This is a genomic window from Arthrobacter sp. zg-Y1116 (genome assembly GCF_024385485.1).
Classification (GTDB): Bacteria; Actinomycetota; Actinomycetes; order Actinomycetales; family Micrococcaceae; genus Arthrobacter_B.
In genome coordinates this window covers 1,024,287-1,043,082 of the sequence record NZ_JANFLR010000001.1, presented here as the reverse complement: position 1 = coordinate 1,043,082, position 18,796 = coordinate 1,024,287, and the positions used below count along the sequence as shown (strand labels likewise).

Below are 18,796 nucleotides of genomic sequence, written 5' to 3'. Positions count from 1 at the left end.
CTTTCCGGAAGATCGAAGCGGTTCGCCTCCCGCTTCAGCTGGGGGCTAGTTGCGGCTCCGGCTGTAACTCCGGTTCCGGCTCCGCCTGCCGGTGACCGTATCCAGGACCAGCGACACAAGGCTGATGACAACAGCGCCCAGAACGGCGGTCCAGAAGAAGGAATCGACCTCGAAGCGGATGGGAGTGTAGCTGCTGAGCCAGGCGGTGAGCTCTAGCATGGCGGCATTGATGACTATCCGGAACAACCCCAGGGTCAGGATGGCCAACGGCAAGGTCAGTCCCTGCGCGATGGGACGGACCAGGGCGTTCACCACGCCGAAAATCAGGCCCACAAAAAGATAAGCGAGCACCGTATCGATCACCGGATCACCGCTGAGGCTGCCGGTCGGCGCGCTCACCGTGAGGCCCGGTAAAAGCCAGCCGGCCACCCAGAGGGCAACGGCGTTCAGGACTATCCGCAGCAACAGAGAGAACATGCCCCCATGCTGGCAGAAAACGGACCATTACTGTTAACGCCATGACCACTACCGAGAATGACACCGACGCAGTTGAAGTTCCCGCACCCGGCGTCGCCCCACGGCCCGTTATCGGGATGCTGCCCCAATACGCCGCCGGCAAGCCGCCGGTGGTTGTAGAAGGGCTGCAGAGCTACAAACTCTCTTCCAATGAGAACCCGTTCCCGCCGCTGCCCGCCGTGCTGGATGCGATAAACGCTGCCGCGACGGTAAACCGGTATCCGGATCCGCTTTCCACTGCCCTGCGCAATGAACTCTCCACCTTCCTGGACGTTCCTGCGGAAGACATCGTTACCGGCGGCGGCAGCTTGGGAGCACTGAATCAGCTGCTCGCCACCTTTGCCGGACAGAACATGGACGGAGCAGCAGACGAGGTTATCTACCCCTGGCGTTCCTTCGAGGCCTACCCCATCAGCGTCGGCCTGGCCGGCGCCCGGAGCGTCCAAATACCGCTGAACTCCGACGGCACCCATAACCTGGCAGCCATGGCCGAAGCGGTCACTGACCGGACCAAAGTGATTCTGCTGTGCACCCCCAACAACCCGACCGGCCCGGTCCTGACGACAGCACAGGTGGAGGACTTCCTCCGGCGGATCCCCACCCACATCATTGTGGTCATCGATGAAGCGTATGAGGATTTTGTCCGGGACGAGGAAGCCGTCAACGGCGTCGAAATGTACCGCAGGCACCCCAATGTGGTGGTGCTGAGGACCTTCTCCAAGGGTGCTGGACTGGCCGGACTGCGCGTGGGCTACTCCATTGCGCACGCGCCGATCACCCAGCACCTCCGGGTGGCGGCTGTCCCGTTTGCCGTGTCCACCATCGCCGAACAGGCGGCCGTGGCCTCCCTCCGGCACCACGACCAAATTGTGGAGAGAATACAAGGACTCGTTGCTGAACGAACCCGGGTGGTGGAAGGGCTGCAGGCGCTGGGCTGGTCCATTCCTGCTGCGCAGGGGAACTTTGTATGGCTGGCCCTGGGCGAAAATACCCCCGAGTTTGCAGCACTGGCGGGGCAGCAGGCGCTGGCTGTCAGGGCCTTCGGTAACGAAGGTATGCGAGTGACCATCGGCGAAGAGGAAGCAAACACGCGGTTCCTGGCGTTATGTGCGACTTATACAAAAGGCCCACGCGTTTCCTAGCGTGTCTTAGGTAGGGCCGGAAGCCGCACCGTCGTTAGGCTTTGGAAGGTAACTTCCACTTATATGCGACACAGGGAATGTATTCCCTGCGAGGTATATTTCCAGCGCGGTGCGGCTTTGGGCTGTCCAGGCAAGGAGAAGGCATGGACGTAGGACATTTGCCGGCCAGTGAATTCGACTCGGCCGGACTAGAGCAATCCCTCATGGGTGCTCCGGAGGAAAACCCTGTCCCCGACATGGTTCAGCTGCTCAGTATCGACGGCGAGCTCCTGCAGGACGAGACCTACGGCAGCTACGTCCAGGGCCTGACTTCCGAGGAACTCCGCGGGTTCTACCGCGACATGTTCCTGGTCCGCCGGTTCGATGAAGAAGCCACCGCCCTTCAGCGGCAGGGCGAACTGGTGATGTGGGTTCCGCTCACCGGCCAGGAAGGCGCGCAGATCGGTTCCGGCAGGGCCCTGGAGCCGCAGGATTACGTTTTCCCCACTTACCGGGAACACGGCGTCGCCTACACCCGGGGCCTGGAACTCGCCCAGCTGCTCCGGCGGTTCCGCGGCATCTCCCACGGAGGCTGGGACCCGCGCGAGGCCAACTTCCACCTCTACACGCTGGTGCTGGCCGCCCAGGTGCCGCACGCGGTCGGCTATGCCATGGGAATGGCCCGCGACCGGCTGGTCGACCCCAAGCTGCCCGAAGCCGCCACTGTTGCCTACTTCGGCGACGGGGCGAGCTCCGAAGGCGACGTGCACGAAGGCATGGTCTTTGCCGCGTCCTACGACGCACCGGTGGTCTTCTTCTGCCAGAACAACCACTGGGCCATCTCCGTGCCCACCGAAGTCCAGTCACGCATCCCCCTGGCCAACCGGGCACAGGGCTACGGCTTCCCGGGAGTGCGCGTTGACGGCAACGACGTCCTGGCCGTCCACGCCGTGACGCGCTGGGCGCTGGAACACGCCCGTTCGGGCGGCGGTCCGGTGCTCATCGAAGCCTTCACCTACCGGATGAGCGCGCATACGACGGCGGACGACCCCACCAAATACCGCCTCAGCGCCGACGAGGAAGCCTGGCTGGACCGGGACCCGCTGCTGCGGATGGAAAAGTACCTGCGCCGCCAGGGGCTGGCCGATGATGCGTTCTTTGAGGACCTCCGCGAGGAAGGCCGCAGCATGGCCGTCCGGCTCCGCGAGAACGTCCAGCAGATGGAGGCGCCGGGCTTTGAAGACGCCTTCGCCGACGTCTACGCAGAGGCCCATCCGCTGATCCGCGAAGAGCTGGATGAGCATCGCCGGTACGAAGCCGGATTTGCCGGCGCCGACGACGACGCCAGCCCCGCCACCACCAACCCCGCAGCCCCGGAGCACACCGCATGAGCACCACCATGACCATGGCCAAGGCCATCAACGCCGGTCTGCGCGCAGCCCTCGAATCCCACCCGAACTCCCTGCTCATGGGCGAGGACATCGGTTCCCTGGGCGGTGTATACCGGGTCACCGAGGGCCTGTTGGCCGACTTCGGTGCGGACCGCGTTATGGACACACCCCTGGCTGAATCCGGAATCATCGGGACCGCCATCGGCCTGGCCCTGCGCGGCTACCTGCCCGTCTGCGAAATCCAGTTCGACGGGTTCGTCTTCCCGGGTTTCAACCAGATCACCACCCAGCTGGCGAAAATGCACTCCCGCAGCGAGGGGGCGCTCAGCGCACCCGTGGTCATCCGGATCCCGTACGGCGGCGGCATCGGCTCCATTGAGCACCACTCGGAATCACCCGAAGCGCTCTTTGCCCACACCGCAGGTCTGCGCATCATCACGCCGTCGAACCCCCAGGACGCCTACTGGATGATCCAGCAGGCCGTGGCCTGCAAGGACCCGGTCATCGTCTTCGAACCCAAGCGCCGTTACTGGCTCAAGGGCGACGTCGACACCACCGCCCCGACCTCGGATCCGTTCTCTGCCCATATCGTCCGCGAAGGAACCGACGCAACCATCGTCGCCTACGGCCCGCTGGTCCCCGTCGCCCTGGCCGCAGCCGCAGCGGCTGAGGAGGACGGACGGTCCGTCGAGGTGGTGGATCTGCGGTCCATTTCACCCATCGACTTCGACACCGTGACCGAGTCCGTACGGAAGACGGGACGGCTGATTGTCACCCACGAAGCCCCTACCTTCGGCGGGATCGGCGGCGAGATCGCCGCACGGGTGGCCGAACGCGCCTTCCTGTCCCTGGAAGCTCCGGTGCTTCGCGTGGGTGGCTTCCACATGCCCTACCCGGTAGCGAAGGTCGAGGAACACTACCTGCCGGACATCGACCGCCTGCTTGAGGCGCTGGACCGCTCCTTCGCCTACTGATGCGCCTGCCCGCCCGCCTACACTCCATGACGAAGAACGAGTTGCAATGACTGAAAAGACATTCCGCCTGCCGGACGTGGGCGAAGGCCTGACCGAAGCCGATATCGTGCAGTGGAAGGTGTCGCCGGGGGACACGGTTGCCGTCAATGACGTGATCGTGGAAATCGAAACGGCGAAGTCCCTGGTGGAACTTCCCTCCCCGTTCGCCGGCACGGTCTCTGCCCTGATGGTGGCGGAAGGCGAAACGGTCGACGTCGGCACGCCCATTATCAGCGTGACGGTCGACGACGGCGCCGGCAAGGCGCCGACGGCGGCAGGGAAGCCTGCAGCCTCCGCGCCGGAAGAGGTTCCCGCGGAAACCAACCCCATGCCGTCCGCAGCGGCAGGGGAAGCTCCGGCAGCCTCGCTGACCGGCACCGGCCCCAAGCCGGACGCGGTGCGTCGCCGCCCGCGCCGCCCCGTATCCTCCGGTGCGCCGGCGGCCGCGAAGCCGGAACCAGCCGCAGGGTCGGCTTCGGCCGCTCCCGCCGCTCCGGCCCCGGCAGCTCCAGCTCCGGCGTCGTCCGGCACCGCAGCAGTCCAGGACCGGGTCAACCGGCTGATCCAGCGCGTGCTGGCCAAACCGCCGGTCCGCAAGGCTGCCAAGGACCTGGGCATCAATCTGGCGGACGTCACCGCCACCGGAGCCAGCGGCGAGGTAACCAAGCAGGACCTGATCAGCTACCAGGCCCAGCGTGAAGCAGAGCGCGAGTCGGCCGGCGACTTCTGGTCCCCGGGTGACGGTGCCATTGATTCGCGGATTGAACGGATCCCCGTCAAGGGAGTGCGCCGCGCCACCGCAAAGGCCATGGTGGAAAGCGCCTTCAGCGCACCCCACGTCAGCATCTTCGTCGACGTGGATGCGTCCCGGACCATGGAGTTCGTGAAGCGGCTGAAGGCGGCCAAGGACTTTGAAGGCATCCGGGTTTCACCGCTGCTGATCCTGGCGAAGGCCGTCATCTGGGCGGCCGCACGCAATCCGTCCGTCAATGCCACCTGGGCCGGCGACGAGATCCTGGTGAAGCACTTCATGAACCTCGGGATTGCGGCGGCCACCCCGCGGGGACTGATGGTGCCGAACATCAAGGATGCGCAGGAACTGTCCCTGAAGGAACTCGCGATCGCCCTGAACACCCTGGCGGCAACGGCCCGAGAGGGACGGACCCCGCCGGCCGATATGCGGGGCGGCACGCTGACCGTGACCAATATCGGTTCGCTGGGCATCGACACAGGCACCCCGATTATCAATCCCGGCGAGGTGGCCATCGTGGCGTTCGGCACCATCAAGCAGAAGCCCTGGGTAGTTGACGGCGAGGTGGTGCCGCGCTGGATCACCACCCTGGGCGGTTCCTTTGACCACCGCGTGGTCGACGGCGACCTGTCTGCCCGCTTCATGGCGGACGTCGCCTCAATCCTGGAAGAGCCTGCACTGCTCCTGGAGTAGGCCCTTACGGCGCCGGACGGGTCCTCAGCGGACCCTTACTTCGCCGACGGCGGCACTCAGGATCGGTGCCAGCCGGCGCACACCCTCGGCTATGTCTTCGGAGGAGACGGCACTGAAGGCCAGCCGCAGCTTGTTGGAGGGGCCCTCGCCGGGCGTGAACGCCGCACCCGGGATGAAGACTGTCCCGGCGTCGATCGCTTCATAGAGCAGGGGATAGGTGTCCACACCCTCGGGCAGCGTCACCCAGATGAAGAACCCGCCGTCCGGCCGGGTCCACGTGACACCCTCGGGCATGTGTTCGTCCAAGGCATCCAGCATCGCGGAGCACCGCTCGGCGTAGAGGCTGCGGGAGCTGCGCACATGGCCCATCCAGTCGTACTCGCGCAGGTACGCGGAGACCAGCATCTGGGTCAAAGGCGAGGGACAGAGGACCACGGCCTCGCAGGCGAGGTAGAACCGCCGGTAAAGGTGGCGGGGGACCAGCGCCCAGCCGAGCCGGACTCCGGGGGCGAAGATCTTGGAGAACGAGCCCAGGTACAGCACGTCCTGGGCGTTCCCTGCCCGCATCGGGGTCAGGGGTTCGCCGTCGAACCGGAGGAGGCCGTAGGGGTTGTCCTCCAGGATCAGGATGTTGTTCCGTCGGCAGATTTCCACTACCGCCTGCCGGCGGTCGGCGGTCAGGGTGACGCCGCTGGGATTGTTGAAGCTCGGGATCGTATAGAGCAGCTTGATGGTTTTGCCTTCGGCACGAACCTCGCGGATCCGCTGCTCGAGTGCCTCCGGGACGAGGCCGCCGTCGTCCATCGGGACGGTGCGTACATCCACCTCATAGGCCTCGAAGGCATTCAGCGCCCCTACGTACGTGGGATCCTCGCAGAGGATGACGTCTCCCGGATCGCAGAAGACCTTGGCTGCGACATCCTGCGCGGACTGCGAGCCGGTGGTGATGACGATGTCGGCCGGATCGGCGTCGAGGATGCCCTCCGCAGCCATGACCTCGCATGCCTGCGTGCGCAGCTCTTCCATCCCCTGCCCGCCGCCGTACTGCAGCGCCTCAAGCCCGTGTTCCGCAATAATGCGCTGGGCGGTCCGGCCGAGGTCTTCCAGGGGGAGCGAACGCAGATAGGGACTCCCGCCTGCCAGGGAAATCAGGCCCGGACGGATGGAAATGTCGAAGACATCCCGTACCGCGGACTGCTTGATGTGGAAGGCGCGGTTGGAGAACAGCACCTCGTGGCGATGGGAGCCGGCGGCGCGTTCCAAAGCGGCCATGGTGTCAACGGGCAGTTCTACGGCATCGGAGAATTCCTCGCGGGTCATGCCACCCATGCTAACCCCAATAGTTGACCGCCAGGCAACGGCTGTTTAGTACACCAATGCCGGGCACTCCGGGTCCGGCTGAACCCGATCAACCGGTGGAGCCTTAGATCCAGCCGGCCTTGTGGGCCTTGATCCCGGCCTGGAACCGGCTCTCCGCACCCAGCTCCTCCAGCATCCAGGCGATGTGGCGGCGGCAGGTCCGCACACTGATGCCAACCCGTCGGGCAATGGCCTCATCCGAATAACCGGCAGCCAGCGCCGTGAGGACGGACCGCTGGGTGCTGGTAAGTCCCTCCCTGCCGGGGTCGTCAATCAGGAACGGCTCCGCCAAGCCCCACGCAAACTCGAAGAGCAACCCGAAGATACGGATCAGGTTGGTATCCCGCACTACCAGCCCGGCAACGTCGCCGGGGTGCAGATCGCGGGCCACCACCGCCACTTTGTCATCGAAGATCAGTGTTCTCAGCGGCATGTAGGGAAGGGTGCGGAACTGCCCTCCTGCTTGGGTAATAACTTCCACGGCTTTGCGGGTGGGCACATGGTCCCGCGTGCTTGCGTGGTACAGGGTTTGCCGGCGGACGCCGCTGCGAAGGAGATCCAGGTCCTTCTGCACGCTTTCCTCATGGATGTCTGCGTTGGCACCCTGTCCCGGACGGGCGATCAGCACACGGTCGGTGGCGCTGCGCCCGTACTCGATCAGTACCCGCTGGACTTTCTCCTGGTCCTCGACCACCTCCACCGAGGAATCGGCGGCCAGGCGCTTGCGTGCCTCGACATAGGCCGGGGTCAATGCCGCCATTTCCCGCCGGCGGGTGCTGATTCTTCCGCGCAGTTCCAGCAGGGTCCGTTCGTCCGGATCCACCAGTTCCGCGAGGGCAACATCAGGGGAAACCGCCGTGTAGCTCGGGCAGTCCGCGCCCTGCTGCAGCAGGAGGCAGCTTGCGGTCAGTTCGGAGATGGCGCCATCGATTACCTTGCTGGTGTACCCCAAGGCCTCGGAAGCCTCCTTCGCCGTCCACCCCGGACGGCTCACGGCAAAGCGGTAGACGTCGAGCGAAACCTGAGACAGCACGGCGAATCCTTTCAAAGCATCAGCTGTAGCCCCCACAGCTACCCTACCCAGCGGGCCCGGTTTCCGGGCCGCATGTGACAAAAGTGTTTTGTGACCGCAACACACTTTGGAATGCAGGACATGGCCGGTTAATGCCAACGGCGGCGGTGCAAAGTTCCTGCCGCGGAAAACCTCAGGCCATGGGGCTTTCCGTCCCGGCTGCAACAGGGATAAGCAACCCCGAGGGTCCACATCCGGACATGTCAGGAACCGGGCAGCGGAGGCTATTTACAGGCCGTGCAGCGGCGGGGGAAGCTTTCGGAGTCAATCAAGGCGCCGGCTGAGCAACAGCCCAAGACCCAAGGGGGATAGCAATCATGAAGAGCTGGGATTGGTTCTAACTGAGGCCCCCAAGGGGCCATAGACAAGTAACTCGAACACTAGAACACTGAAAGGCCGCCCAGTGGCGGTAACCGCACCCCGAGGGGAAAGACGCATATGAGCCAGCTAGCTGCAGTTCGACCAGCCTCACGGACGCAACCGGGCACTCATTGGTGGTCGCTCTCCATTCATACCGGGGGCTTTGATGTAGCGGACGGCATCATCGGAGAACTGGTTACCCCGCTGGCGGCTCAGGCCCAGCTCCTGGGCGCGCAGCGCTGGTATTTCACGCGGTGCTCGGATCCGGCCAACGCACATGTAAAACTCCGGGTGCTCGCACCTACAAGCACGCTGGACCGGCTGCAGTCGCTGATGGTGGCCCTGCAGGACCAGTCCAGCGGTGTCATCGGCCACCTCGAAACCAGCCAGCAGTTCAGTGAGCCGGCAACGGACCGGCTCAGCCCCGGAGGCGGCGAGCCGCAGGACCCGCGCATTGAAGCAGACCTCGCGAAATACGGCGGTGTGGAAGGACTTTCCCTCGCCGAAGAGGTTTTCGAGCTCTCTTCCGATCTGGCGAGCTGGGCCACCGCACGCTTCCCCAAGGTCCAGAACCGCTGGGCACTGGGATCGCTCCTGCTGTTCGATGCGGCCCGGAGCATGATGAAAGGACCCCGGGCATCAGCGTGGCCGGACCGGCGCCGCCTTTCCTGGGACTACTACTGGGACAGCCACCTGCGTAGCTGCACGGCAGGGTTCGGCCCGCGGGCCGCCGGTGTGCGGCAGGCCATGACCGTCCAGGTGGGCGCCAAGGTCATGCCCACCCACCGGCTAATGGCAGCGACGGCAGCCGAATCCGCCGTCGAAAACTGGCGGCGGCGCTGGTTCCGGGGCATTGACACGTATTTGTATCGGGCGGACAAGGCCCGCCTGAGCCGTAGCGCCCAGCACCTGACGGTCTACCAGGCGCACATGCTCCTGAACCGCCTGGGCCTGAGCCTCCGCGAGGAAGCAGCCATGGGATTGTACGCACGGACCTGGAGTCCGGAACGGGAATCAGTTCTGCTCGATAAGCGCTGAACCTGCGCACAATGGGAAGGGGGCCCATCCGGTGGCCGATCATGAAGAAGTAGTGGTAGCGGACGCGCAGGAACTCGGCACGGTCCTCGGTTGCTCGGAAGACGTCCTGGCGGATCTGAAAAACAGCGGAGTGCTGGCGCCCTACGGCGAAGCCTGGAATGTTGGCCCGGCGCGTGAATACCTAAGGGACGCGGCCTGGGCGGACGAGGTCTGGTACTAGCAGGACGCCGAACGCAGAAGAGGGACGGACCCGTGACGGTCCGTCCCTCTTTTCTGTCTGTTTTGCCTAGGCTACGGAGACAGACGCCTCAGCGAGAACGCGGACGGCCTCGCCGAGCTGGGCCACGGTGTCCGGGTCATCCTGCGGGTGCAGTCCGGCGTAACGCGTTACGGATCCGCCGATGGCCAGGCGCACTTCCTCGACTACGCGGGCGCCGGCGATACCGACCGACTTGCGTGCATCGTCCTGTGCCCAAACGCCGCCGTACTGGCCGAAGGCGGCACCGATGACGGCGGTGGGCATACCGGAGATGGCACCGGCGCCGAAGGGGCGGGACAGCCAGTCAATGGCGTTCTTCAGCACTGCAGGCATGGTGCCGTTGTACTCGGGGCTGATCAGCAGCAGGCCGTCGGACGCAGCGGCGGCGTCGCGCAGTATCTGTGCTGCCTCCGGGACGAGCCCCTCCAAATCAATGTCCTCGTTGTAGAACGGAATTTCGCCCAACCCCTCAAAGAGCTTCACCTCGACGCCTTCCGGAGCGCCGGCGGCTGCGGCTTCAGCGAGCTGGCGGTTGATGGAACCGGCGCGGAGGCTGCCGACGAGGGTCAGGATGGTGGTGCTCAAAATTGGAACTCCTGTCTTGGCCGCGCCGCCTTGGGGGCACGGGCACGGATTCTTCTTCAAGGCCTTAAGCGGACTACAGTCCGATTTTATTCCCCACGGCGATACACTGGCCCGCATGGGCGGGAGAGGACCATCACAAGCGGGTATCCGGGTGGATGCCGCCCGGAACCATCACCGCCTGCTCGAAGCAGCTTTGGAACTCGTGGCCGCCGGCGGTGCGGACGCCTTGACGATGGATGACCTTGCCGAGCGCGCACACGTGGGCAAGGGGACGGTGTTCCGGCGCTTCGGCTCCCGTGCCGGCTTGATGCAGGCGCTTCTGGACCATGCCGAGCAGGGGTTCCGGACCGCCTACCTGTTCGGTCCGCCCCCGTTGGGGCCAGGGGCGCCGCCCAGGGACCGGCTGCTTGCCTTCGGCCGGGCACGGTTGGCATCGCTGGCCGTGACCGGCGAGCTGGCCCGGGCCGCCGACGTCGATCCCCGGACCCGCTACCAGCATCCGTCCCGGAGCCTTGCACGCCGGCACCTCGCCGGGCTGCTCCGGCTGACCGGCACGGTTCCGGACCCGGAACTCGCCGCCTACCAGTTGATGGCCTTCCTGGATGCAGGCCTGCTTCTCCACCTGCGCGGCGAGGAAGGCATGAGCCTGTCCCGCCTGGAGACGGGGTGGGAGGAGCTGGTGGGCGCGCTTGCCCGCCCCGCGGGTTCCTGAGCTCAGGGTTCCTTCTGCGTGCCGCCTTCGGGCTGCTCGAGCCGAAGCGAGGAGATGAGGGTGCGCAGCGCCTGCCGCAGTTCCTGGCTGTCCTCTGCGTCCAGGGTCGCTTCCGCCTGGGCCAGATTGGCGCACTCCATGACGTTGAGGCCTGCCTCCGTAACCGACCAGATCCCGGATCCGTCCCGGGCGGAGTATCCGGAGGACTGGAGCTGCAGGAGGTGGACTCTTATAGCCGTTGAGGACTGGCCGGCGGCCTTGGCCAGCTCAGCTTCCGTAGCCGGCGCTGAGGCAAGGCAGCCAAGCAGGTGAAAGCTGTCCCGGTTCAGGCCGAACCGGTCCAGTGCACTGTCTGAGGCGATGTGTTTTACATGGGCAGCTGCCGAGAGGAGCCGGGGGAAATAGCCCGGTGCCGCGGCGGGCTCGGAACCGGAGACGGGGTTCAGGCCGGGGGTGGGGCCAGAAGCTGGTTCTTCGCCGCGGGCCGGCGTCACGCTGCCGCCCACGATGTGCGGGAGCTGACGGACAAGCGCGTAACCGTGGTCTCAGGGGCGCTCAGGAAAAAGGTGTCGCGGGGGCAGACGTGGCGAAACGGCACTGGTTCCTCGGAGGTGATAAAGGTCGGGTGCGGCTGGCAAACAGCCTGTGGCCACGTCTTGACCAAAGGTCATCCTATTGTGAAGTATCCACGCCGGACAAGCGGGAACAGGCCGCGCCGCGGCCTGCTGAGCCGGTGCCGGGTCCGTAACGATTCCGATGTCGGGCGACACGGAATCTTTTTGTGACGTAGTTCTCAGTTAGCTTTGTTTGGTGCAAATTAAGGAACGGATCGAAGATTCGCGGATGAGCCCCCGGCAGGTGGCTATTATCGCCATCTGCACCACCCTTTACATGATCGACGGCTTCGATGTCCTGGTCATGGCCTTCAGCGCCAGCCATGTAGCCGAAGAGTGGGGATTGAACGGTGCACAGCTGGGCTACCTGCTCAGCGCCGCACTCGTGGGCATGGCCGTCGGATCCATCTTCGTCTCGACGGTCTCAGACATTATCGGGCGCCAGAAAACGCTGCTGATCGGTGTCTGCATTGTCGCCGCCGGCATGCTGGCCTCCTACTTCGCCCCGAACTATGGGGTGCTGCTGATTCTGCGCCTCCTGACGGGCGTGGCCATTGGAACGCTCCAGTCCACCATCAGCGTCTTTGCCTCTGAGTTCTCCAACGCCAAGCGCCGATCCACTGCCCTGTCCCTCGTCAGCATCGGACAGCCGATCGGCGGCGTCCTCGGCGGCCTGATCAGCGGCGTCTTGATCAGCCAATACGGCTGGCGTTCCGCGTTCCTGTTCGGCGCCGTCGTCACCCTCCTGATGATCCCGCTGGTGATGAAGGTATTCCCGGAATCCGTCGACTACCTGTTGACCCGCCGGCCGGCCGGCGCACTGGAACGGGTCAACCGCAGCCTGCGGGCCATCCGGCAGCCGGCCGTGGATGAGCTGCCGGAATCCGTCGCCGTCGAGCAGAACAAATCCCGTTTTGCGGACGTCCTAACCGGCTACAACGCCCGCCGGACCATCCTGCTGGCCATGGCCTACTTTGTCCTCATGGCGAGCTTCTACTTCGCGAACTCCTGGACCCCTCGACTGATTGCGGAAAGCGGTTTCACCGCCCAGGACGGCATCAACGCAGGAGTGCTTTTCAGCGTCGGCGCGATTGTCGGCGGCGTCCTGCTGGGCCTGCTGGGGGCGCGCTTCCCCATGCGCAGGGTCCTTGCCGTGTTCTTCGTGATTGGGGCAGCCACCTTCGTCGTGTTCGCCAACTCGACCAACGGTTCGCTTGGCTGGGCCCTGTTCGCGGCGGCGCTGGTAGGGTTCGGCTCCAATGCGCCCATCGCAGGCATGCTGGCGATCAGCCCCACCTACTACACGAGCGAGGTCCGCGGGACCGCCCTGGGACTGGTGATCGGCATGGGCCGCATCGGCGCCATCATCTCGCCGATCCTGGCCGGCACCCTGATGGACGGCGGCTGGACGCCCGGTGACCTGTACTTCCTGTTCGTTATCCCGATGGCACTGGGCGCCGTCATCATTTCCATGCTCGGCCAGCCGGTCCTTCGCGGCCCCAGCCCCAAGGCTGCCGCACCGGTTCACTGACTCCCGCCGTCCGATCCGCCGCCGTCCGATCCAAACGGCCGCGGACCGGACGGTCGCCGGTGGAACTGCTAGGAAGTCACCAAATCAGGCCACTCCGAGGCCAGCTCCAACCCGTGGGCTGCAGAGACCGATGAGTGGGTGACGCGGCCGCCGGCGATGTTGAGCCCGTGCGCGAGGTCCGGGTGCTTCTCAAAGGCGCCGGCCACACCGAGGCTGGCCAGCGAAACCGCGTACGGCAGCGTCACGTTGGTCAACGCGTAGGTGGACGTATTCGGAACCGCACCGGGCATGTTGGCCACGCAGTAGAACAGGGAGCCGTGCACCCGGAAAGTCGGATCTTCGTGCGTGGTGGGGTGGCTGTCTTCGAAGCAGCCGCCCTGGTCCACCGCGATGTCCACCAGTACGCTTCCCGGCTTCATCCGCGAAACCATCTCATTGGTGACCAGCTTCGGAGCCCGTGCCCCGGGGACCAGTACCGAGCCGATCACGAGGTCCGCATCCACTACGGCCCGCTCGATCTCGAAGGCGTTGGATGCCACCGTCTTGATCCGGCCGGCATACAGCTCATCGAGCTCCCGCAGCCGGTCGATATTGATGTCCAGGACCGTGACGTCCGCATGGGCGCCTACGGCCGCCGCCGCCGCGTTGGTTCCGGCCACGCCGGCCCCCAGCACCACGACCTTGGCCGACCGGACACCCGGAACGCCGCCCAGCAGCAGGCCGGGCCCGCCCGCCGGGGCCATCATGGACTGCGCACCTACCTGGACCGAAAGCCGCCCGGCTACTTCGGACATGGGTGCCAGCAGGGGGAGGGCCCGGCCGCGCTGCACGGTCTCATAGGCGATCGCGGTGACTCCGCGGTCCAGCAGTGCAGCCGTCAGTTCCGGCTCCGCGGCCAGATGCAGGTAAGTGAAGAGGATCAGGCCCGGCCGGAAATGCCGGTATTCGGAGGCAATGGGCTCCTTGACCTTGAGGATCATGGCTGCCTGGGCCCAGACGTCGTCGGCTGAGTCCAGGATCTGCGCCCCGGCGGCGGTGTATTCCGCGTCCGTAATGTTCGAGCCGGTGCCGGCACCGCTTTGTACCAGCACCTGGTGGCCATGGGAGCGCAGTTCGTGCACGCCCGAGGCGGTTATTGCTACACGGAATTCATTGTTCTTGATTTCCTTGGGGATACCGATGATCACAGTATTGCTCCGTCAGTAGGGTCAGCCGGCGGGGTGTCCGCCGACACATCCCCAGCATAGGTCCCCGCCACACGGCCGTGCAGTGGCACCGGGAGCCGGTTTTCCGCCGGCGGACTTCCGGTATCAGGTGTCGGGAGTCTCCGCGCTGTTCCCGGTTGCTTCCCCGGCTGCTTTGGCTGCCCTCGCGGCCTGCTGCGAGTCGAGCCAGGCCTGGACGTCTTCCATCCGGATACGGCGGTGCGAGCCGCGGTATTGGACCGGGATAATCCCGGCATCCGTCAGGTTGCGCAGGTAGGTATGGGAGATGCCGGCAGCAGCGGCCGCCTGGGAAGTGGTCAGCAGCGGCACGGATCCGGCCGGAAGCGGTGGATCCACCGGCGCCGCCGGCTCCGACGACACAGTCACGGGGGCGCCCGCCGCGAGACGGGACAGCAGGTCCAGCACAGCGTCCCGGGCGGCGTCGGGCAGCCGCAGCGCCGTACCGTCCACGAAGACGGTGACATCGCCGGCAGCCAACGCGCGCTTCAGCGCAAGGGTGTCTTTGTCCGGCAGCGCCGGTACGGTCCTGGAACTCTCATTCATGGCCCTAATCTTGCCAGTGGAACGGCGGGCGGGCGGGCACCGGTGCCGTGTTGAGGCGGTTCGGGCAGCGGAAACAGCGGGACGGCCCGGGTTCTTCGTGGTGGAATAGTGCTGGCGTATCGCGAAAGGGACCGGAAGCCGGTTCGAAATCTACTCGAGGGAGAGTTCATGGGCACCGAGAGCACCCGGTCCATCCGCGGCGCGGTCCTGCAGACCATCGGCGCCCCGCGCCCCTACGCTCAGTCCCGGCCGGTGGTGGTCCAGGACATCCAGCTGCAGCCGCCCGGGCCCGGGGAAATCATGGTGCGCATCGAGGCTGCGAGCCTGTGCCACTCGGACCTGTCGGTGATAAACGGCAGCCGGGTGAGGCCGCTGCCCATGCTGCTCGGGCACGAGGCCGCGGGCAAGGTGGAGGAGCTGGGCGAGGGCGTGGACGACCTCGCCGTCGGACAGCGCGTGGTGATGGCCTTCCTGCCCCGCTGCGGTGAATGTGCGGGCTGCCGGACCGAGGGCAAGATGCCCTGCATCCCGGGATCCGCAGCGAATAATGCCGGCACGCTGCTCGACGGCGGGATGCGCCTGACCGCCGCGGACGGCGGTGAAGTACGCCATCACCTCGGCGTCTCCGGCTTCGCCACGCATGCCGTGGTCAACCGGAAGTCAGTGGTACCCGTCGATGACGACATTCCGCCGCACGTGGCGGCCCTGCTGGGGTGCGCCGTCCTCACCGGTGGCGGCGCGGTGCTGAACCCGGCCCGTCCGGGCAAGGACGACGACGTCGCGATCGTCGGGCTCGGCGGCGTCGGCATGGCTGCGCTCCTGACGGCACTGTCCCTGGACGTGCACAGTGTGATCGGCATTGACTCATTGCCGGAGAAACTGGCGCGCGCCCGGGAGCTCGGAGCCGATGCCGTGTATACGCCGCAGGAGGCGCTCGACGCCGGCATCCGGCCAGCGCTGGTGATCGAGGCTGCCGGCCATCCCCGCGCCTTCGAAACGGCCGTACGGATCACGGCCCCCGGGGGTACCACCGTCACGGTAGGGCTGCCGGCCCCGGACCAAACCTCCGAAATCACGCCGCTGACGCTGACCGCCGAAGCCCGGACCATCATCGGCAGCTACCTCGGTTCCGCCGTTCCTGCCCGGGACATCCCGGTTTACGCGCAGCTGTGGCGGGAGGGGAAACTACCCGTGGAGGAACTGGTCTCCTCCACCATTGCGCTGGAGGACATCAACTCGGCCATGGATACCCTGGCGGACGGCCTCGCCATCCGCCAGGTCATCCGCTTCGAGCCCGACGGCGCTTCTGCATGAGCAAACCGCGCCGGTGGGAACCGGACATCCTGGGCGAGGAATTCGACCAGCTGACCCTGGACCTGCCCGGCGGCAAGGTTGCCACCCTGGTCCGCTACACGCCGTCGGACACGCCGCCCGACCCGCCCGCGTCCGGGCCGACGGCGGATGTCCTCTACGTGCACGGCTGGTCGGACTATTTCTTCCAGACCGAGCTGGCGCGCTACTGGGCCGGGCAGGGCGCGCGGTTCTTCGCCGTTGACCTGCACAACTACGGGCGCAGCCTGCGCCCGGGGGAGGAACCCGGCTATGTCCAGGACCTCCGCGACTATGACGCGGATGTGGGTGCAGCGCTGGAAGCCATGGGGCAGGACGCGGCCGACGCCCGACCGCTGATCCTGCTTGGGCACTCCACGGGCGGCCTGACGCTGGCGCTCTGGGCACAGCGCCACCCCGGCCGGGCCGCAGCCCTGATCCTGAACAGTCCGTGGCTGGAATTCCAGGCCACGGAACTGGCCCGCCGGGTTATTTCGCCGCTGGTCAGCCTGGAGGCCCAGCATCACCCGCGCCGCCCGTTGCCGCCGGTTGACCCCGGAATCTACACCCGGACGGTGTCTGCGGCGTTCGGCGGGGAATGGCAGTACGACACTGAATGGCGTCCCGTGCGGGGGTTCCCGGTCACGGTCGCTTTCCTGCATGCAGTGTTCTCCGCCCAGGCAACGGTCGCCGCGGGACTGCAGCTGCAGCTGCCTGTGCTGGTGCTGCTGTCAGACAACAGCTACCTGCATCCACGCTGGTCGGAAGATGCGGCGCGCTCCGACGTCGTGCTGGACGTCAACGTGGTGGCTCACCGCTCGCTCTCCCTGGGCTCCACCGTGAACGTGGACCGGATCCCCAATGCGATGCACGACGTGTTCCTGTCCGCACCGGCGGTCCGGGCCCAGGCGTACAACGCCATTACCCGCTGGGGGAGCGGCTACCTGCGGGCCCTGCCGCACTTCGGCAAGGCCCGCCCGCCCGAGGGCTAGTCGATCAGCTCGTACGCCGGCAGGGTCAGGAAGTCCGTGTAGTCCTTGGACAGGCTGATCTCCCCGATGATCCGGCTGGCCGGCTCGAAGTACCCCGTGAACATTTCGTCCGACACCTCCCCGCGCAGCCGTTCCGTTTCTTCGGCCAGGATCCGGCTGACGAGCTCCTCGGTGACGGTCTCGCCGGTATCCTCAAGCACCACGTTGTTGCGGACCTGCTGCCAGACCTGGGAGCGGGAAATCTCCGCAGTGGCAGCGTCCTCCATCAGGTTCCGGATGGCGACGGCACCGTTGCCGGAGAGCCAGACGGCCACGTAGTTGACGGCCACATAGAGGTTGGACCGCAGCCCTGTTTCCGTGATGGAGCCTTCGGCGGTGCTGACGTCGAGCAGGTCGGTGGCCGTGACGGACACGTCTTCACGCTGCCGGTCCACCTGGTTCGGCTTGTCGCCCAGGACGTCATCGAAGACCTCCCGGCAGACGGGCACCAGATCAGGGTGGGCCACCCAGGAACCGTCAAAGCCGTCGCCGGCCTCACGGGTTTTGTCGGCCTTCACTTTAGCCAGGGCGGCGGCCGTCACCTCAGGCTCACGCCGGTTGGGGATGAAGGCCGCCATGCCGCCCATGGCAAAGGCACCGCGCCGGTGGCAGGTCTTCACGAGCAGTTCGGTGTAGGCGCGCATGAAGGGTGCAGTCATGGAGACGTCGGCCCGGTCCGGCAGCAGGTAGTCCTTCCCGGCGTCGCGGAAGACCTTGATCATGCTGAAGAGGTAATCCCAGCGCCCGGCGTTCAGGCCGGAGGCGTGATCGCGCAGTTCGTAGAGGATCTCCTCCATTTCGAAGGCGGCCGGAATGGTCTCGATCAGGACGGTGGCCCGGACGGAGCCCTGCGGCACGCCCACGTACTCCTCGGCGAAGTTGAAGACGTCGTTCCAGAGCCGTGCCTCCAGATGGCTTTCCATCTTGGGCAGGTAGTAGTACGGTCCCTGTCCGTTGTCCAGCAGCTGCCGGGCATTGGAGAAGAAGTGGAGTCCGAAATCCACCAGGGCGCCAACGGCAGGTTCGCCGTCGATCAGCACATGTTTTTCGGGCAGGTGCCATCCGCGCGGGCGCATTACGACGACGGCGAGCGGGGCATCGGTGCGCAGTGCATACTCCTTGCCCTCGGGTGAGGTGAAGGAGAGGTCATTGCGTGCGGCACGGTAGAGGTTCACCTGCGAATCCACCACGTTGTGCCAGGTGGGGGTGCAGGCATCTTCAAGGTCGGCCAGCCAGACCTTGGCGCCGGAGTTCAGGGCGTTGATGGCCATTTTGGCGGGGGAAGCCGGGCCGGTCATTTCCACCCGGCGGTCCTGCAGCGCGGCGGGTGCCTCGGCCACCTTCCAGTCTCCGCTGCGGATGTCGGCGGTCTCGGGCAGGAAATCCAGCCGGCCGGTGGAGGCGGCTTCCTGGCGGCGGACGGCGCGGGCGGCAAGCCGCTCGTCGCGGGTGCTGCGGAAGCGGCGGTGGAGTTCCTCGATGAATTCCAGCGCTTCGGGGGTCAGGATGTTTTCCGATCCTTCGGCGGGCGAGGAGTCGGTTACTTCAATGGCCATAATGATTCTCCCTGTGGCAATGCCGGTGGACAGCAATAAAAGTGATGCCGGTTACTTCTTCCGTATCGTGGATATTATTGTCTGACAAGTGGAATT

At 65.8% G+C, this 18,796-nt stretch carries 18 protein-coding genes; 10 read left to right on the top strand and 8 right to left on the bottom strand.

The annotated features are described in order from the left end of the window. Positions 1-45: 45 nt before the first annotated feature. Positions 46-477, bottom strand: coding sequence for a phage holin family protein (locus tag NNX34_RS04925; RefSeq protein ID WP_255765396.1), 432 nt, complete (start codon positions 475-477; stop codon positions 46-48). A gap of 41 nt (positions 478-518) precedes the next feature. Here NNX34_RS04925 and NNX34_RS04920 point away from each other — a divergent pair, with 41 nt between their 5' ends. From NNX34_RS04920 to NNX34_RS04905, 4 genes are all read left to right on the top strand, one after another. Further along, positions 519-1,658 (top strand): histidinol-phosphate transaminase, encoded by a 1,140-nt coding sequence (locus tag NNX34_RS04920; protein WP_255765395.1) that lies wholly within the window; start codon positions 519-521, stop codon positions 1,656-1,658. A gap of 143 nt (positions 1,659-1,801) precedes the next feature. Beyond that, positions 1,802-3,028: a pyruvate dehydrogenase (acetyl-transferring) E1 component subunit alpha gene (gene pdhA, locus NNX34_RS04915; RefSeq protein WP_370647224.1), complete on the top strand. Its 1,227-nt coding sequence runs from the start codon at positions 1,802-1,804 to the stop codon at positions 3,026-3,028. Then, complete coding sequence (locus tag NNX34_RS04910) at positions 3,025-4,002, top strand: alpha-ketoacid dehydrogenase subunit beta (protein WP_255765394.1); 978 nt, start codon at positions 3,025-3,027, stop codon at positions 4,000-4,002. Before pdhA ends, NNX34_RS04910 begins: the two co-directional genes overlap by 4 nt. Positions 4,003-4,048: 46 nt before the next feature. Then, complete coding sequence (locus NNX34_RS04905) at positions 4,049-5,485, top strand: dihydrolipoamide acetyltransferase family protein (RefSeq protein ID WP_255765393.1); 1,437 nt, start codon at positions 4,049-4,051, stop codon at positions 5,483-5,485. Between the two features lie 24 nt (positions 5,486-5,509). On the opposite strand, the gene NNX34_RS04900 is transcribed toward NNX34_RS04905, so the two are convergent. Both NNX34_RS04900 and NNX34_RS04895 read right to left on the bottom strand, forming a co-directional pair. Further along, complete coding sequence (locus NNX34_RS04900; protein WP_255765392.1) at positions 5,510-6,805, bottom strand: PLP-dependent aminotransferase family protein; 1,296 nt, start codon at positions 6,803-6,805, stop codon at positions 5,510-5,512. A gap of 103 nt (positions 6,806-6,908) precedes the next feature. Further along, positions 6,909-7,877 carry a helix-turn-helix transcriptional regulator gene (locus NNX34_RS04895; RefSeq protein WP_255765391.1) on the bottom strand — a complete coding sequence of 323 codons (969 nt, stop codon included), beginning with the start codon at positions 7,875-7,877 and terminating at the stop codon, positions 6,909-6,911. A 477-nt stretch (positions 7,878-8,354) separates the two neighbouring features. On the opposite strand from NNX34_RS04895, the gene NNX34_RS04890 reads away from it, so the two are divergent. Both NNX34_RS04890 and NNX34_RS04885 read left to right on the top strand, forming a co-directional pair. Further along, positions 8,355-9,314 (top strand): lantibiotic dehydratase C-terminal domain-containing protein, encoded by a 960-nt coding sequence (locus NNX34_RS04890; RefSeq protein ID WP_255765390.1) that lies wholly within the window; start codon positions 8,355-8,357, stop codon positions 9,312-9,314. A gap of 31 nt (positions 9,315-9,345) precedes the next feature. Continuing rightward, on the top strand, positions 9,346-9,534 hold the full coding sequence (locus tag NNX34_RS04885) for a hypothetical protein (RefSeq protein ID WP_255765389.1): 189 nt from the start codon (positions 9,346-9,348) through the stop codon (positions 9,532-9,534). Positions 9,535-9,600: 66 nt separating this feature from the next. Here the strand turns inward: NNX34_RS04885 and NNX34_RS04880 are convergent, their stop codons facing one another. Further along, positions 9,601-10,161: an NADPH-dependent FMN reductase gene (locus NNX34_RS04880; protein ID WP_255765732.1), complete on the bottom strand. Its 561-nt coding sequence runs from the start codon at positions 10,159-10,161 to the stop codon at positions 9,601-9,603. A 112-nt stretch (positions 10,162-10,273) separates the two neighbouring features. Here NNX34_RS04880 and NNX34_RS04875 point away from each other — a divergent pair, with 112 nt between their 5' ends. Beyond that, on the top strand, positions 10,274-10,870 hold the full coding sequence (locus NNX34_RS04875; protein ID WP_255765388.1) for a TetR/AcrR family transcriptional regulator: 597 nt from the start codon (positions 10,274-10,276) through the stop codon (positions 10,868-10,870). A gap of 2 nt (positions 10,871-10,872) precedes the next feature. On the opposite strand, the gene NNX34_RS04870 is transcribed toward NNX34_RS04875, so the two are convergent. Next, the gene (locus NNX34_RS04870) at positions 10,873-11,364 is read right to left on the bottom strand and encodes a MarR family winged helix-turn-helix transcriptional regulator (protein WP_255765387.1); all 492 of its coding nucleotides are present in this window, start codon (positions 11,362-11,364) and stop codon (positions 10,873-10,875) included. Between the two features lie 316 nt (positions 11,365-11,680). On the opposite strand from NNX34_RS04870, the gene NNX34_RS04865 reads away from it, so the two are divergent. Further along, complete coding sequence (locus tag NNX34_RS04865; protein ID WP_255765386.1) at positions 11,681-13,015, top strand: MFS transporter; 1,335 nt, start codon at positions 11,681-11,683, stop codon at positions 13,013-13,015. Between the two features lie 68 nt (positions 13,016-13,083). On the opposite strand, the gene ald is transcribed toward NNX34_RS04865, so the two are convergent. Next, positions 13,084-14,202 (bottom strand): alanine dehydrogenase, encoded by a 1,119-nt coding sequence (gene ald / locus NNX34_RS04860; protein WP_255765385.1) that lies wholly within the window; start codon positions 14,200-14,202, stop codon positions 13,084-13,086. 123 nt (positions 14,203-14,325) lie between these two features. Beyond that, the gene (locus NNX34_RS04855; RefSeq protein ID WP_255765384.1) at positions 14,326-14,784 is read right to left on the bottom strand and encodes a helix-turn-helix domain-containing protein; all 459 of its coding nucleotides are present in this window, start codon (positions 14,782-14,784) and stop codon (positions 14,326-14,328) included. 168 nt (positions 14,785-14,952) lie between these two features. Here NNX34_RS04855 and NNX34_RS04850 point away from each other — a divergent pair, with 168 nt between their 5' ends. Together NNX34_RS04850 and NNX34_RS04845 are read left to right on the top strand one after the other, a co-directional pair. After that, on the top strand, positions 14,953-16,098 hold the full coding sequence (locus NNX34_RS04850) for an alcohol dehydrogenase catalytic domain-containing protein (protein ID WP_255765383.1): 1,146 nt from the start codon (positions 14,953-14,955) through the stop codon (positions 16,096-16,098). Further along, positions 16,095-17,105: an alpha/beta hydrolase gene (locus tag NNX34_RS04845; protein ID WP_255765382.1), complete on the top strand. Its 1,011-nt coding sequence runs from the start codon at positions 16,095-16,097 to the stop codon at positions 17,103-17,105. Before NNX34_RS04850 ends, NNX34_RS04845 begins: the two co-directional genes overlap by 4 nt. Here NNX34_RS04845 and aceB read toward each other — a convergent pair. Beyond that, positions 17,102-18,700, bottom strand: a complete 1,599-nt coding sequence (gene aceB / locus NNX34_RS04840; RefSeq protein ID WP_255765381.1) for a malate synthase A — start codon at positions 18,698-18,700, stop codon at positions 17,102-17,104. The genes NNX34_RS04845 and aceB overlap by 4 nt on opposite strands. Between the last annotated feature and the right edge of the window lie 96 nt (positions 18,701-18,796).